21 protein-coding genes and 1 pseudogene are annotated in these 14404 nt (G+C 49.9%); 14 read left to right on the top strand and 8 right to left on the bottom strand.

What is annotated here, in order from left to right; translation table 11 throughout:
- Nucleotides 1–284, bottom strand: a 284-nt coding sequence (locus J4F31_01470) for a transposase (GenBank protein ID MCE2495251.1), incomplete at its 3' end; no start/stop codon positions are given.
- 110 nt (nt 285–394) lie between these two features.
- On the opposite strand from J4F31_01470, the gene J4F31_01465 reads away from it, so the two are divergent.
- The 5 genes from J4F31_01465 (at nt 395) to J4F31_01445 (ending at nt 4171) form a co-directional block, all read left to right on the top strand.
- Nucleotides 395–1354 carry a hypothetical protein gene (locus J4F31_01465; protein ID MCE2495250.1) on the top strand — a complete coding sequence of 320 codons (960 nt, stop codon included), beginning with the start codon at nt 395–397 and terminating at the stop codon, nt 1352–1354.
- Nucleotides 1355–1366: 12 nt separating this feature from the next.
- Complete coding sequence (locus J4F31_01460) at nt 1367–2155, top strand: BamA/TamA family outer membrane protein (GenBank protein ID MCE2495249.1); 789 nt, start codon at nt 1367–1369, stop codon at nt 2153–2155.
- A gap of 3 nt (nt 2156–2158) precedes the next feature.
- Entirely contained in the window at nt 2159–2485 is a 327-nt protein-coding gene (locus J4F31_01455) for a hypothetical protein (protein MCE2495248.1), read from the top strand.
- A gap of 37 nt (nt 2486–2522) precedes the next feature.
- Nucleotides 2523–2888: a hypothetical protein gene (locus tag J4F31_01450; protein MCE2495247.1), complete on the top strand. Its 366-nt coding sequence runs from the start codon at nt 2523–2525 to the stop codon at nt 2886–2888.
- A 119-nt stretch (nt 2889–3007) separates the two neighbouring features.
- Nucleotides 3008–4171, top strand: a complete 1164-nt coding sequence (locus J4F31_01445; protein ID MCE2495246.1) for a PDZ domain-containing protein — start codon at nt 3008–3010, stop codon at nt 4169–4171.
- Between the two features lie 169 nt (nt 4172–4340).
- Here the strand turns inward: J4F31_01445 and J4F31_01440 are convergent.
- Nucleotides 4341–5617 (bottom strand): annotated as a pseudogene (locus tag J4F31_01440) (acetyl-CoA hydrolase/transferase family protein).
- The gene (locus tag J4F31_01435) at nt 5618–5800 is read right to left on the bottom strand and encodes a hypothetical protein (GenBank protein MCE2495245.1); all 183 of its coding nucleotides are present in this window, start codon (nt 5798–5800) and stop codon (nt 5618–5620) included.
- A 74-nt stretch (nt 5801–5874) separates the two neighbouring features.
- Between J4F31_01435 and J4F31_01430 the strand changes: the two genes are divergently transcribed.
- Nucleotides 5875–6261 (top strand): nucleoside triphosphate pyrophosphohydrolase family protein, encoded by a 387-nt coding sequence (locus tag J4F31_01430; protein ID MCE2495244.1) that lies wholly within the window; start codon nt 5875–5877, stop codon nt 6259–6261.
- Nucleotides 6258–6698 carry a GNAT family N-acetyltransferase gene (locus J4F31_01425; GenBank protein ID MCE2495243.1) on the top strand — a complete coding sequence of 147 codons (441 nt, stop codon included), beginning with the start codon at nt 6258–6260 and terminating at the stop codon, nt 6696–6698. The genes J4F31_01430 and J4F31_01425 overlap by 4 nt, the downstream gene beginning before the upstream one ends.
- On the opposite strand, the gene J4F31_01420 is transcribed toward J4F31_01425, so the two are convergent.
- The gene (locus J4F31_01420) at nt 6667–7731 is read right to left on the bottom strand and encodes a branched-chain amino acid aminotransferase (protein ID MCE2495242.1); all 1065 of its coding nucleotides are present in this window, start codon (nt 7729–7731) and stop codon (nt 6667–6669) included. The genes J4F31_01425 and J4F31_01420 overlap by 32 nt on opposite strands.
- Nucleotides 7732–7803: 72 nt before the next feature.
- Here J4F31_01420 and J4F31_01415 point away from each other — a divergent pair, with 72 nt between their 5' ends.
- Genes J4F31_01415 through J4F31_01400 form a run of 4 tightly spaced genes read left to right on the top strand, consistent with a single transcriptional unit; the run spans nt 7804 to nt 9896 of the window.
- Entirely contained in the window at nt 7804–8313 is a 510-nt protein-coding gene (locus tag J4F31_01415; GenBank protein ID MCE2495241.1) for a DUF4920 domain-containing protein, read from the top strand.
- Between the two features lie 4 nt (nt 8314–8317).
- Complete coding sequence (locus J4F31_01410) at nt 8318–8779, top strand: hypothetical protein (GenBank protein ID MCE2495240.1); 462 nt, start codon at nt 8318–8320, stop codon at nt 8777–8779.
- Nucleotides 8776–9450 (top strand): tRNA (5-methylaminomethyl-2-thiouridine)(34)-methyltransferase MnmD, encoded by a 675-nt coding sequence (gene mnmD / locus J4F31_01405; protein MCE2495239.1) that lies wholly within the window; start codon nt 8776–8778, stop codon nt 9448–9450. The genes J4F31_01410 and mnmD overlap by 4 nt, the downstream gene beginning before the upstream one ends.
- Nucleotides 9447–9896, top strand: coding sequence for an NUDIX domain-containing protein (locus J4F31_01400; protein MCE2495238.1), 450 nt, complete (start codon nt 9447–9449; stop codon nt 9894–9896). The genes mnmD and J4F31_01400 overlap by 4 nt, the downstream gene beginning before the upstream one ends.
- Here J4F31_01400 and J4F31_01395 read toward each other — a convergent pair.
- Entirely contained in the window at nt 9893–10465 is a 573-nt protein-coding gene (locus J4F31_01395; protein ID MCE2495237.1) for a hypothetical protein, read from the bottom strand. The two genes, J4F31_01400 and J4F31_01395, sit on opposite strands and share 4 nt — an antisense overlap.
- A gap of 62 nt (nt 10466–10527) precedes the next feature.
- On the opposite strand from J4F31_01395, the gene J4F31_01390 reads away from it, so the two are divergent.
- Nucleotides 10528–11463 (top strand): TIGR01777 family oxidoreductase, encoded by a 936-nt coding sequence (locus J4F31_01390; protein MCE2495236.1) that lies wholly within the window; start codon nt 10528–10530, stop codon nt 11461–11463.
- Nucleotides 11464–11517: 54 nt separating this feature from the next.
- On the opposite strand, the gene J4F31_01385 is transcribed toward J4F31_01390, so the two are convergent.
- Entirely contained in the window at nt 11518–12204 is a 687-nt protein-coding gene (locus J4F31_01385; protein MCE2495235.1) for a YceI family protein, read from the bottom strand.
- 160 nt (nt 12205–12364) lie between these two features.
- On the opposite strand from J4F31_01385, the gene J4F31_01380 reads away from it, so the two are divergent.
- Nucleotides 12365–13219 (top strand): SPFH domain-containing protein, encoded by an 855-nt coding sequence (locus J4F31_01380; protein MCE2495234.1) that lies wholly within the window; start codon nt 12365–12367, stop codon nt 13217–13219.
- A gap of 3 nt (nt 13220–13222) precedes the next feature.
- Nucleotides 13223–13378 carry an Arc family DNA-binding protein gene (locus tag J4F31_01375; protein MCE2495233.1) on the top strand — a complete coding sequence of 52 codons (156 nt, stop codon included), beginning with the start codon at nt 13223–13225 and terminating at the stop codon, nt 13376–13378.
- Here the strand turns inward: J4F31_01375 and J4F31_01370 are convergent.
- Both J4F31_01370 and murQ read right to left on the bottom strand, forming a co-directional pair.
- Nucleotides 13347–13577 carry a hypothetical protein gene (locus tag J4F31_01370; GenBank protein ID MCE2495232.1) on the bottom strand — a complete coding sequence of 77 codons (231 nt, stop codon included), beginning with the start codon at nt 13575–13577 and terminating at the stop codon, nt 13347–13349. The genes J4F31_01375 and J4F31_01370 overlap by 32 nt on opposite strands.
- Nucleotides 13564–14379, bottom strand: coding sequence for an N-acetylmuramic acid 6-phosphate etherase (murQ, locus tag J4F31_01365; protein MCE2495231.1), 816 nt, complete (start codon nt 14377–14379; stop codon nt 13564–13566). The genes J4F31_01370 and murQ overlap by 14 nt, the downstream gene beginning before the upstream one ends.
- Between the last annotated feature and the right edge of the window lie 25 nt (nt 14380–14404).

Here is a 14404-nt window from a genome sequence, read left to right as displayed (position 1 = left end):
TAATGTCCGCAGGGATTTATGTGACTATTTTGAAGATAGATTTTTAACCAATGACACACTTTAGTGAACACTCCCATCTTCTTTTGCTCCTCCGTCATCGCTTCAACTCCATGTCCAGGAAAACTTAAATCCTCTCCCGAATCTAAAAATTCCTTTCGCCATCTGCTGATCACACCTACGTGTATTCCAAGCTCTTCGGATAACTCCTTCACTGTAATTCCTCCAAGACTTCTTTGGACAACTTCAAGTTTGAATTGTTTGTCAAATTTCCTTCGATGTACCATATGCATAACAAAATAAACATTTGTGAACTTTCACTAATCTGACTGTCCGCTTTGATGAGTAGGTCCATAAGCTTACATTGCCAACTAAGAACTCAACACTAAGAACTCTTATGAGATTTCCCCTCATCGCCTTCTTAACCGTCCTCTCCCTAATATCGTCGGCTCAAACGAAAATAGAATTCCGTGAGCCCATAGATTCAAATTCTGTTATAATACTGACCGACGAAATTGAGATTACGGCCGTGGAGCCCGGCTACCAGCTCTGGTTACCGGAGGGGGAAGAGCCCATAATTGGGATGATCGTGTTTACTCGACCGCGCGGCGAGAACGAGCCAATAGATTTCTTCGTGAATTACGCCACTGAACATCAATTGGCGGTGTTGTACGCGAATACTGAGAATCGACTCGAGTTCTTCTTCCAGGATTCGTCGATGACTAAGATACTGGGGTACATTGATAAGGTATGCCGCGATTATTCTATTCCGACCGATAAACTCATGTATTGTGGAATGTCACTCGAGGGAACCCGGGCGTTGAAGCTCGTGGAGTATGCGTCTCGCGAAACGAGCGAGGTGCAAATCCGGCCGCAGGCCGTAGCCATTTGCGACGCGCCGCTGGATATGGTCCGTTTTTACAGGGAGGCGACCACGGCACGCGACCGAAAGATCCGGGATGTCGCCGCTAAGGAAGGCAAGTGGGTTTCGGCGCATTTGGAGAAGTACCTCGGCGATCCGATTGAGGACCGTCAAAATTACATCGACTACTCACCGTATTGCTTCGCCGCCTATGGAGGGACTCATTTGAAGTGTTATGTCGATGTTGCACTGCGAGCGTATACGGAACCCGATGTGCTGTGGTGGATGGAAACACGCGGGAAGGATTATTACGGCATGAACGCCATAGATATGGCCGGGATCGTGAGTGAATTGCGCTATTTAGGCAATGAGCGAGCCGAGCTGATTCTGACTCAGGACAAGGGATATTATCCCGACGGTACTCGTCATCCGCATAGTTGGAGCATTGTTGATGAGCGAGAATTGATCGATTGGTTTTTATACCTTTCTGATTAATTCTCAAATTTAATGAGACGGTTCGCGGCATTGTTCATACTACTTTGGAACGTTGTGCCGCTCAAGGCTCAAGACCAGAAAATTTTCCGAGATACACTTGACGGAGCTTTTGACGTGAGTCATTTCTTATTCGACCTACACGGATTTTTACCGATCATTAGTCCGATTACCGAGCCTGCCGTAGGGTATGGAGGTTCCTTAATGAATGCCGTTTTCATTCCCAAAGAGCAGGTCGAAGGGGAACGAAAATTCAAGATGCCGGATGTCGCTTTATTCGAGGGAGGATTAACAGAAAACGGGTCTTGGTATGCCGGAGGGGGCTACATGGGCTTTTGGAATAACGACCGTTTGCGCTATAGAGGATTTGCGGGGTTTGGGTCCATTAACCTAACCTACTACGGCTTTTCCGACCTGCTCGATAGAGATTTCGCTATCGAATATAATTTGCAGAGCACTTTTATACATCAAGAGGCCAATTGGCGTATTGGCCAGACCGATCTGTTTGTCGGAGGTAGTTATCGATATCTAGAGACCACGGTCAGTTCTCAGCGCGACCCGGATGGGTTGGTTCCGGCCGTTGACCGCGAAATCACGACAAGCAGACTGGGGGTTCAGGTTCAATTCGACCACAGGGATGACGTTTTTTCACCGACGGGCGGTTACATTTCGAGTGTTTCGATCAATTATGCACCGGAGCGGCTGGGGAGCTCTAGGAATTTTGGTCAGGTACAATGGTATTTGCATTACTACCAACCTATTGGTTCAAAATGGATTATGGGCTTTCGAACACAGGCCAATTAGGCCTTGGATCACCCCCCATTTTACGCTTTACCTTTCATTGAACTTCGCGGTGTCCCAAGCCAAAGGTATCAAGGGAGTAAAATCGGAGTACTTGAAACGGAACAACAGTACCGTATTACGCGCAGGTGGGCGTTGTTGGGCTTCGCCGGATATGGCTGGACTTCGAACGAGGAAGAGTCGGCCTTACCCAATTATACCGCGTGGAACGCCGGTGGAGGATTCCGTTACTTGCTCGCACGCGTATTTGGGCTACAAGCGGGAATCGATGTGGCCAGAGGGCCTGAGCAGCGGGCCATTTACGTGGTTGTTGGCTCTTCATGGGGAAGGTGATCAATTAAAGAGATAATAGAAAATCTTTAAAAAGGCCATGCTGCCGATCTTGCTCAGTACGGTATGGATCGGCATTTCAGAGTTCGTGCGCAATGAATTCTTGCTCAAGTATTATTGGACCCGCCACTACGAAGGTTTCGGACTCGTGTTTCCGGCCGAGCCAATTAATGGCGCTCTTTGGGGGGGTATGGTCACTGTGCTTCGCCATTGGAAATTTTTACCTCTTGCGGCGGTTCTCTTATTGGTCTACTTGTATTTTGGCCTGGTGGTTCGGCTTTTTTTGATGTGGCTGGTCACGGGAAATATGGCCGTTCTTCCATTTGGCATTCTTTGGTTCGCAATTCCTCTTTCTATTTTGGAAGTGGTGGTAGCAGCGGCTATTATAAAACAGGTCACTAAGTAAGAATAGGCTCGTATTTAAAGACATTAACACTTGAGTTAATGTCCTGTTAAGGTGCTCTTTTTCAGGAACCTGAGTTTGCGGTGATCGTTATACGGCCATTACTAAGCAATACGCATAACATGAAAAGAGCTACTATTCTAATCTTGTCGATCAACCTGTTTTTCGCTGTGTCCGCCACGACACATAACGACTCTACCACCGCCTACCTGGGTGTTTGGTATAAACATGTTTCCGGAGAAAAAGCGGAATTCATGAATATTCCCGAAGCCAATACCTATGGTATCCTGGTAGAAGGTGTTACTCCGGGATCACCGGCAGACCTGGCCGGACTAAAATTCATGGATTACATCTACGAAATGAATAGCATTCGGGTGAGCGAAGACGCCAATTGGCACGATTTATTAGATGAACTTTCGCCTGGTCAAAAAGTGATTTTGCAGGTCATCAGACAACGAGAGCCTTTGAGCTTAAGCACCTCCCTAACGAGTAGGGCAGAGTTGATCCGTGAAGATTACGATCGTGGTGCTTTTTTGGGGGTTCAGACCACGCACAATGGACAAAAGGCACCTGAGCAGGGTGCATTGGTGGACGTCATAAATGGAACCACAGCTCAATCGATCGGTCTAATAGATGGAGATGTAATAACCGCGATCAATGGTTACTCGCTGTACGACTGGCACGACCTGGGAATTGTAATGGATAATTTAGAACCCGGCTCTGAATTGTGTGTGACCTACCTGAGAAAAGACACAGAAAACACTTCTTGCGGCACTGCAGTAACTCGAGATGAAGAACCCATCGAGAATGGAATAGAATTACCTTTAGCCAACGTCAACGCTAACACTGAACCCTTCTTCTTACGCCCAAGCATACCGACCCCGGTCGAAGGGCGTGAGATACAAACCGAAGAAGGTTATCTCAAGCTCTTTGAAGATGAAGTGAGTTCCATCATCGTGTACGATATGAACGATGATGAGATCGATATGATGGAAGAAGAGTATAGCATGGACATGCCACCCCAAGGGGTGCCTTATCGAGCTTTGAATCTTTACCCAAACCCCAATGATGGTCGGTTCACGTTTTTCATCGACCTTGAGCAGCGAGCCAATGCCGATTTGCGAATCGCGGACGCCCAAGGGCGCACGGTGTATGTAGAGTCGATCCCCAATGCTGAAGGACGCATAGAACGCCGACTCGATATCAGTGGCCGAGCGAAGGGCGTTTACTTCTTGATCGTTCTACAGAACAACAAGAGCATCACCAAGCGGGTGATCGTCGATTAATAAAGAACCAGTTTCCAAATCAATGCACTTAGGCCAATAAAGCCTATCAGGGCCTGTGCAAAAGCTTTTCCAAAGCTCAAGCCTTGTGCTTGTTGATATCGCCCGATCAGGTATGCGGCGAATAAGTCTATACCTAGAATCAATAGGACCTTGAACAGGTTAAATTCCATCAGCAGTGACAGATCTCAAAGGCCGCTTTATCCATAGCCTCGCGGTGATCGGGGTGAGCAATATCGCGCAGTGCTTTAGTGCGTTGCTTAATGGTTTTGCCGTATAAGTCTGCCACACCGTATTCGGTGATCACGTAATGCACATGGGCTCGAGTAGTGACGACCCCGGCTCCTTGTTTCAAGAATCCGGTGATGCGGCTATCTCCTCTTCGCGTAGTACTCGGCAGCGCAATGATGGGCTTACCACCTTCACTCAAGCTAGCGCCTCGAATGAAGTCCATTTGCCTCCAACCCCTGAATACAATCGAGTGCCGATGGAATCAGCACATACCTGCCCCGTAAGATCCACCTCTATGGCACTGTTGATCGAAACGGCTTTGGGGTTTCGACGAATCACGGCCACGTCGTTGACCCAAGCGATATCGCGCATTTCAACCATTGGGTTGTCATCGATAAAATCGTACAGTCTCTTAGATCCCATGACGAATCCGCTTACGATCTTACCCTTGCGGAAACGTTTGTTGCGACCTGTGATGACTCCACTTTCTACAAGCGGAATAACTCCGTCGCTGAACATCTCCGTGTGGATTCCGAGGTCCTTGTGATTTCCGAGTTGGGCCAGAGCGGCATTTGGAATGGCACCGATACCCGTCTGAAGAGTTGAGCCATCCTCAATAAGTCCGGCAATATGTCTTCCGATCTCCATTTCAACATCGGTGGGAGCTACCGGATCGTGTGCGATAAGCTCTTCGCTTTGCTCCGTCACGGCATCGAATTCCGAAATATGGCGAATTCCGTCCCCGCCTGTGCGCGGCATAAACGGGTTGATTTGTGCGACCACGTATTTGGCTTTTTCCATGGCCGCCAACGAGGCGTCTACGGAGGTACCGGGGGAGCAGAAACCGTGTCTATCAGGAGGTGAAACGGTCATCAATGCTACATTGATCGGTAGAATACCCCGGCGAAATAGATTGGGAACTTCGCTCAGGAAAACCGGAGTGTATGAGGCGTTACCGATATCCAAGGCCTTGCGGACATTAGCTCCAATGAATAGGGCGTTTACGTGGAATGAATCCTTTACTTCGGGTGCAGAATACGGTGCATCACCCTCGGTATGAAGTTGCACGATCTCAACGTTGCGCAGCTCATCGGCGCGATTGGTCATGGCTTGAATCAATGCCCGAGGGGCGGCAGCTACGGAGTGAATAAAAACTCGGTCACCTGATTTAATGACCTTTACGGCTTCTTTGGCGGCGGTGGTGTTTGGTATAGACATTTAATGGAATTTGTCTTTGAATAAATAGAGTAAAGCAGCTCCTATAAGTATTGTGAGGAGCACGATGTAGCTTCTTTTGTAGTAGATGCGGTGCAGGCGAATATCTTTGCGATAGGCCCAAATCAAGTAGCCGATAAAAGTGAGCGCGAAGATCAGGGCGAAGGTCCAATGCCCGGGGGTGATGTTGTCCACAGCTTTTACCTTTTATCGTCCGACAAATTTAGTCCTATTTTAGTTCCCTAAAACTGACAAAAGTTATGAAAAGACAACTCGACCACGTGGCGAAGTTCCACGATGTATTCGGTATTGGAAATGAAGAGTCTCCCATCGGAGAAGTGTCGTCGGACACCTATTTACTGCGCTACAAGCTCATGCGCGAAGAAAACGAAGAGTACCTCGAGGCTGCCGAGCGGGGCGATTTGGTCGAGATCGCGGACGCTTTGGGCGATATGATGTACATATTATGCGGTACCATCCTCAAGCACGGACTGCAGTACAAGATCGAAGAGGTTTTCGAGGAGATCCAACGGAGTAATATGAGCAAGCTAGACGCCGACGGTAAACCCATTTACCGAGAGGATGGAAAAGTGCTCAAGAGCGAGTTATACTTTAAACCCGATATCGCCAAGATCCTGAATCAATGAAAGTGAAGGTGGTTCCGTTCAAGTGGGGTGAGCAAAACATGACCCGCTACTGTCGCGAGATTCGCGACAAGGTATTTTTGAAAGAACAACGCGTACCTTTTCCGCTGGAGCACGCGGGCAATTCCGAGGCTCGGTTTTACCTGGCCTATGTCGATAGATCCGATGGCCGCGGCGAAGTGCCAGCCGGCTGCGCGCGCTATCGCATCACCCCGCAGGGGTACAAGCTAGAGCGATTTGCCGTCCTGCCCGAATTCAGGAACGGCGGAGTAGGCAAAGCCCTAGTGAACCGCGTAATGCACGATGTGTCGAGCGAGCAAACTTACCTACACGCACAAGAAAGTGCCCGTAGATTTTGGGAACAAAATGGGTTTGAGGTCTGCAGAGAGCCGTTTTTCGAAGCCGATATCAGGCATTTTCATATGAAGGCTGCACTTTAACGCGCCACCCGTAAGGATCTTCGCTAAGGTTGTGCTGTAACTTGAGCAACCGGTTCTTGAGTCGAGGAGCCCAACTTTCCTCGGAATATGAAATAGAAAAGCGCTCCTCGCGGAAAGCCACCTCGGTGATGGGGCTCACGGTCACCGCGGTCCCAACTCCGAATAACTCGGTCAACGAACCGTCCTTGAGACGCTCAATGAGTTCCTTTACTTTGATCGGGCGCACGTCCACTTCGATATCGCGGTCACGGGCGATCTTGATCACCGAATTACGTGTAATTCCCTCCAAAATAGTTCCGGTAAGTTTCGGAGTAATGAGTTTGTCACCTACGCGCATCATGATGTTCATGGTGCCCGATTCTTCTAAAAAGCTGTGCGTAGCGGCATCGGTCCAAAGCAACTGGGTAAACCCTTGCTCTTGGGCGAGCTTGGTCGGATAAAACGAACCGGCGTAGTTTCCGGCCGCTTTGGCTGCACCCGTTCCGCCTTTGGCCGCGCGAGAGTATTCTTCTTCGACCTTCACTTTTATATCGCCCTTGTAATAGGCACTCGCCGGAGAGGCAACGATCATGAAAGTAAAGTCCGACGCTTCTTTGGCCGAAATGAATTCGCCATTGGCGAACATAAAAGGGCGTAGATAGAGCGAGTTGTCCATGCCCGACTGTATCCAAGCGCTATCCATGCTTACCAGCCGGTGTAGCCCGTCCATGAAAACGTGCTCCGGAATTTCCGGCATGGCCAAACGAGCCGCGCTCTGGTTCATGCGCTTCCAGTTCTCCAACGGGCGAAACAAAAAGCAATCGCCATGCTCGTCCTTGTAGGCCTTCATTCCTTCGAAGATCGCTTGTCCGTAGTGAAACACAGGAGCTCCCGGCATAATCTCAAATGGTCCGTAAGGCATGATCACAGGTTCCTCCCACGCGCCGTTTCGGTAGTGACATGCTACCATGTGATCGGTAAACGCGGTCCCAAAGACCAAGTTGTTCAAATCGACGGAATCGAGGCGCGATTGTTTGATAGGAGTAACTTTCATGTAGAGTGAATTTTGGGAGGGCAAAGATAGGCAATTTTGTACCTTTGGTTCTTTCGGTATAAAAACGACACCATGAAGAAAGTGTTTATCGCAATGATCGCCGCAGCGGCATTTTACGCTTGTGGCAACGCCTCCAACGAAGAGGCTGCGCAGACGGAAAACCCGGCTGACGAAATGGCTACGGAAGAAATGGCCTACGGGATCTTTGGCGAGGAGATCGGCCCAGAAGGCGCTATAGACGCAAAAGAAATGATGGCCATGCTCGAAGGTCAGGACAGCCTGCAGGTAAAGGTACAAGGCACCATCAACGAAGTTTGCCAAAAGAAAGGCTGCTGGATGGCCGTGGATATGGGCAATGACGAAGAAATGCTCGTTCGCTTCAAGGACTACGGATTCTTTGTTCCAATGGACGCCGATGGCCGTACCGCCACCATGGAAGGCTGGGTCAAAGTAGAGGAGCAATCGGTCGAATGGCTGCGCCACAAGGCATCTGATGCCGGCGCCGGCGAAGAGGAGATCGCCATGATCACCGAGCCTGAGGTGTCCGTGAGTTTCATGGCCTCCGGGGTCATTATCGAGTAAAACCATGCGTTTATATAAGGTACTTATAGGATGTCTCCTCGGGGCATCCTTTTTTTTGGCCTGCGGCCCGAAGGGGGAGTCCGTCGATAAGGCCGTCAACGAGGAGCCGAATAAGGAGATCGTTAATCCGAACGGAGACAGCGAGCTGGCGTTGCTCATGCGACAAATGTTCGATGAATCCATGGCGGCAAAAAAGCTCATCGAAGAGGGTAAACCCGCGCCCGATTTCTCCGATCAGTTCGTGAACATCCACACCGCGGAAGAAACGGACTCCACGGTTCGAACCGAAGAGTTCAGGGCGTTGAGCGAGTTGTTCTTAAGTCAAGTGGAGCAACTGGAAAGCGCGCCTGAAGGAGATCGCATTGCCGCCCACAACAATATGGTGGCATCGTGTTTGGCCTGCCACAAGGTCTATTGTCCGGGCCCCATGGTCAAGATTGTGAAACTCCGCATCAAAGAGTCTTGAAACGCCGGGTCGTAAAAACCTCCGACGGCTCCCACACGCTGGAGATCAATGAGGGTGCCGAGCATTATCACAGCACTCATGGCGCTATACAGGAATCGCGGCACGTTTTCGTCGAAATGGGTCTCGAACATATGCATCGCGCCGTTGAGGCGCTTAGTATTCTCGAAATCGGTTTTGGTACGGGGCTTAACGCCCTGCTTACGCTCGAATGGGCCGAAAAGGAGCTGGTGGCGATCGATTATACCGGGTTAGAGGCATACCCTTTGAGCGAGCAGGAGTGGAGTGGGCTCAATTACCCGGATCAACTCGATTGGAGCGGTGCGTTGGATTCTTGGTCGAGGCTGCATCGCGGACCCTGGGGCGAATCGTTCCGAGTAGGTTCCGAATTTCAGATGACCAAAAGAGCACAAAAAGTGCAGGATTTCAATGAGGTTAGCCGGTTCGATGTCGTATATTTCGATGCCTTCGGGCCGCGTCATCAGCCCAATATGTGGACCGATGAGGTGTTCGAAACCGTGTTCGACGCGTGCAAGCCGGGCGGTATTTTGGTGACCTATTGCGCCAAAGGCGAAGTGCGACGGACCATGCAGCGGGTCGGATTCGAAGTGGAGAGGCTTCAAGGCCCTCCGGGAAAAAGAGAAATGCTCAGAGCAACCAAACCCGGATCATGAACAGTAGAAGATTCAACATTCGCGTTTACGGACTTATTATGCATCCCGAAAAAGGATTGCTCATTTCCGAAGAGCGCTACCAAGGACATCACTTTACCAAGTTTCCCGGTGGTGGACTCGAGTGGGGCGAAGGTCCTATGGATGCGATCAAACGGGAGTTGATGGAAGAGTTGGAGCTCGAATTGGCGTCGGCCGAGCATTTTTATACCACCGATTTTTTTGTGCAGTCGGCCTTTAAAGAGACCGATCAAGTCATCAGCATCTATTACAAGGTAACACCCTTGAACACCAGTTCGCTTGAACGGCTCGATGGGCTCGAGAACAGCGATGAACCCGGTCGCTCTCAAACATTTTATTGGGTAAAACTCGAGGAGCTCTCCATGGAGAGTGTACGGTTCACAACGGACCGACGCGTGGTCGACCTGATCATGCGCAGCGGGTTTTAAGCAGGATCCGGCCGGCGAAGGACCAAGGGCTCTATATTGTGGTACAGAACATTGGGGTCGGCCGTGCGCCACGCCAGATTTTCTAGCTTGCCACCCGATGCAAAATACTGGTCGATGCCGACCTCGTTCATTTCGCGTTGAATGAAATCGCGGAAGTTCACCAGGGCTACCCAGCCGTCTTCTATATCCTCGAACCACTCTTCGTAATACAACTCATCCGAAGCGTGAAAATTAAGCACGTTTTCGCCGATCAATACGAACTTATCGATTCCCTGAGCGATCATTTTATCGATAATATCGCGTTTCAGGAACATGATGTCGTTGTGTAGGCAGTCATTCCATTCGCCGATGAGCTCTATGATGGTAAACCCGACTTCGTAATCGGTGTAAAGTTGCTTCAAGTACAGCGTTTCTGAACCGATGGGGTCCCACTGCGGGTGAATGTAATACCCGTAGATATGGTTAGTGAAATACACCTCCGAGTTGTGGTGCCCGTAAAAGGGCGATCGCTCGTCCTGACTGGCGATGTACAGATGTCTCCAGTTGTAAAATGGCTCGAGTTCGTGCACAGATAATCGCTTTGTTTTAGAACACCTAACGTAAAAAAATCGTTTAATGCCTAAATTCACCTATGTCGGATAGCAAAGGTACGATATTGATTACAGGAGGCAACGGCTTGGTAGGCATGCGCTTGACCGCAATGCTCCTTGCTCAAGGGTTTACCGTGAGGCATTTAAGCACGAGTATTGGGCCCTCTCGGGCCGATGATCAACCTCTCGTTAAAGGTGAGGTTTCCGTATACGGGTGGAATCCTGCCGCAGGCAGTATAAACCCCAATGCATTGGAGGGAGTCGACCACATTGTGAATTTGGCCGGTGCTTCTATTGCAAAGCGTTGGACTGCGGAACATCGCGAGCTCATTCGTTCAAGTCGGGTCGATTCGCTGCGCACTTTGTACGAGGCTTTGGCATTCCAAGAACATCAGGTAAGCAGCCTTATAAGCTCATCGGCCGTTGGATTTTACCCTTCGAGTTTGGAGCACGTGTATTGTGAAGACGACGAGCCGTCGCATGATTTCTTGGGGGAGGTTTGCCAGGAGTGGGAGGCCGAAGCGAAGAGGTTTGAGGACCTCGGATTGCGCGCAGTTTTGTTGCGGACCGGGATCGTGCTGGCTGAATCGGGCGGGGCGTTGCCGGTTATTGCGAGGACCGTAAAATGGTTTCTGGGTGCTCCGCTTGGATCGGGTAAACAGGTAATGCCATGGATTCACTTGGACGATTTGTGTCGGATGTATTCGCACGCCTTGAACTCCGGACTGAAAGGGGCGTATAATGCGGTCGGAATCAAAGGGGCGACCAATGCAGAAATGACTCGGGGGGTCGCACGCGCACTGAAACGTCCGGTCTGGCCCATCAATGTGCCCGCTTTTGTTTTGAAGGCGGTTCTGGGCGATCAGTCCCGGTTGGTACTGATGTCTACCGCCTGTAGTCCGGAGAAAATGATCAGGGCCGGATTCACCTATCGCTATTCGGACCTGGATGTCGCATTGATCGATATCCTGTTATAAAAAACCGTCGACCCAAGTGAGGGCCGACGGTCTTCTGAGAAACTTGAGGGCCAATTACAAGCTTGCTGTAGTGTTGTTTGCTTCCTGAGCCGCCAACTTGATCTTTAATCCGATATCGTTCTTGATGGCTTTGTCTTTCAATTCGGCTGCGTCGAAGAAAGTCACTGAGCGGAATCGCACGTTCCAGTCGGAGCGATCGATAACGAACGAGCCGGTAGTTGCTGAGATGGTTCCGTTGTCCATGGAAACATTTGCCGGGAAGCTGATGCTTTTGGTGATGTCTTTCATGGTCAAGTTTCCGGTGATGGTGTGAGTAAACCCTTCGGTACCGGTATAGTCTTCAACTGAGGTTATTTCGAAAGAGGCAGTAGGGAAGGAGTCAACAGAGAAGAAGTCGGGCGATTTCAAGTGCCCAACGAGCTTCGCATTGTACTCTTCGTTTTCTACGTCGTGATTAACGAGCGACGACATATCTATGACGAATTGTCCACCTACCAACGCGCCATCTTTCACTTTCAACATACCTTCGTTGAGGCTGATGGCTCCGTCGTGTACCTTTCCGGCCACATCGGCACCTTCCCAAGCGATGGTCGATTGCTTTGTGTTGGCTTTGTATACTACGGCTTCCGATACCTCTTGTACATCTTGAGCATCGTTGGCCTCTGCGCGATCACCCTCTACGTTTCCTCCACAAGAGGCGAATAAAAGGGCTACGGCTCCGAATAAAACTACCTTTTTCATTGTTTGAGTCTTTTTTAGTTTGCGCAAATATATGTACATATATCTAATATTCAATGTATATACATATAAAAATTATTGATTGTTCATCGATGGGGGACATAGAAGATTTGTACGATCCGAAATAATTATTTAAATTGATATCAAAATAATATCACTTGACATGACAAACGAAAAAACGATCAAACCGCTTTCAGGCTATGTAGGCCTAGTTATTTTGCTTGTCTTATTGGTAACTACCATTGTATCGACGGCGGTTACCGCAAATCCAGTTTTTCTACTGCTCGCCATTCCGACGATCCTGTTTTTACCTGGATTCTTTTTTCTGAATCCCAATGGATCCAAAGTGCTCACCTTGTTTGGAGATTATGTAGGAACCGTAAAGGCCAACGGATTCTTTTGGGTGAATCCATTTTACTCCAAGCAAAGTATATCGCTCCGTGCGCGAAACTTCGATAGTGAACGCGTTAAGGTGAACGACAAAATGGGTAACCCGATCATCATTAGTGTGATCCTCGTTTGGAAAGTAAAAGACACTTTTGCCGCTGCTTTTGAGGTCGATGATTATGAGAACTTCGTTCGGGTACAGACCGATGCTGCGGTTCGTAAGCTCGCCGGCAAGTATCCGTACGACAACTTCGACGACGAAGAGGCTGAGATCACACTGCGCAGTGGGCAAGAAGAGGTGAATGATAACCTAGAGAAGGAGCTCGATGAGCGGTTGGCCATTGCGGGGATCGAAGTAATGGAGGCGCGTATTGGTTACTTGGCGTATGCCCAGGAGATCGCTGGAGCCATGCTCAAGCGCCAACAGGCTTCTGCTGTTGTTGCCGCTCGACTCAAAATCGTTGAGGGCGCTGTAGGCATGGTCGAAACAGCCCTCGAGCAATTGTCGAAGAAATCGATCATCGAGCTCGACGAAGAAAAGAAGGCCGCGATGGTTTCGAACCTGATGGTGGTCCTTTGTGGAGACCGAGACGCTTCACCGGTCGTAAACGCCGGGACTTTGAATCACTAGAGAATGTCTAAAAAGAAAGCCTTTGCACTGCGATTGAATGAAGAAACTTTGAAGGCGGTCGAGAAATGGGCCGCTGACGAGTTTCGCAGTACGAATGGTCAATTAGAATACATTATAACGGAGGTCCTCAAGAAGTCCGGTCGAAAAAGGACGAAATAATGGTCAGGAGGCCTCGTCCGCCCAAGTAAAAAGCGGCGAGAATCATGACCGCGGCCAGCACGGTGAGCCACCAGGTTCCCTGTTCCGGATCAAAGGCCAGGGTGAGCACGATCGGTGCCCCAAAAATGAAAGGAAAGGCGAAAGCGACGAGCTTTACGCCTTTCATTAGTTTATCACGGTCGGTCTTAGGTTGTCCCATCTTGGTATGATTTAATTGCGCTTCGAACGCTGCCTTCTCGCAGAAGTAACGCCTGGGCTGATTCCTCGTTCAAACCAGTGGCGTGCATTACCATATACGTCCCCCGGGCCACCAGTTTATCGTTACTCAATTGCATATCCACCATTCTATTTCCTTGTACCCTTCCAAGTCGGATCATGGTGCTCGTGGTCAACATATTGAGAACGAGCTTCTGCGCCGTACCTGCTTTCATGCGGGTACTCCCGGTCACGAACTCCGGCCCAACGACGACCTCAACGGGATGGTCTGATTCCGCCCGCAAGGGCGTATTCCGATTACAAGTGATACAACCAGTAGTGATTTGTGCCTTGCGGCACGATGCTAATGCCCCAACCACGTATGGTGTGGTTCCCGAGGCGGCGATGCCCACTACGATGTCGGCGCTTGTGATCCCGTGCTTTTGAAGGTCTCGCCATCCGCCTTCGCGATCATCCTCGGCGAATTCAACCGCTTTGCGAATGGCTGTGTCGCCACCTGCGATGAGGCCGATGACCCAGTCGTGAGGGACGCCGAACGTGGGTGGGCACTCGCTTGCGTCCACGATGCCCAGGCGGCCACTCGTACCTGCTCCGAGGTAGAAAAGTCGACCGCCCGCTTCCATTTTGTGAAAGATCGCATCGGCCAGTGTCTCGATCTGATCCATGGAGCGCACTACGGCTTCCGGAACGGTTTTGTCTTCCCGGTTAATGTTGTCGAGCAAGGTGCGTAGATCCATTTGCTCTAGATCGTCGTACCGACTGTTCTTCTCGGTTTCTTTTTCCATGAGAACAAACTTAATAAACGACTTT

The sequence above is a fragment of the Flavobacteriales bacterium genome, from assembly GCA_021296215.1.
Taxonomy (GTDB): domain Bacteria; phylum Bacteroidota; class Bacteroidia; order Flavobacteriales; family ECT2AJA-044; genus ECT2AJA-044.
Note: the sequence above shows the minus strand (reverse complement) of the source record. Positions and strands in the feature narration are given on the sequence as shown.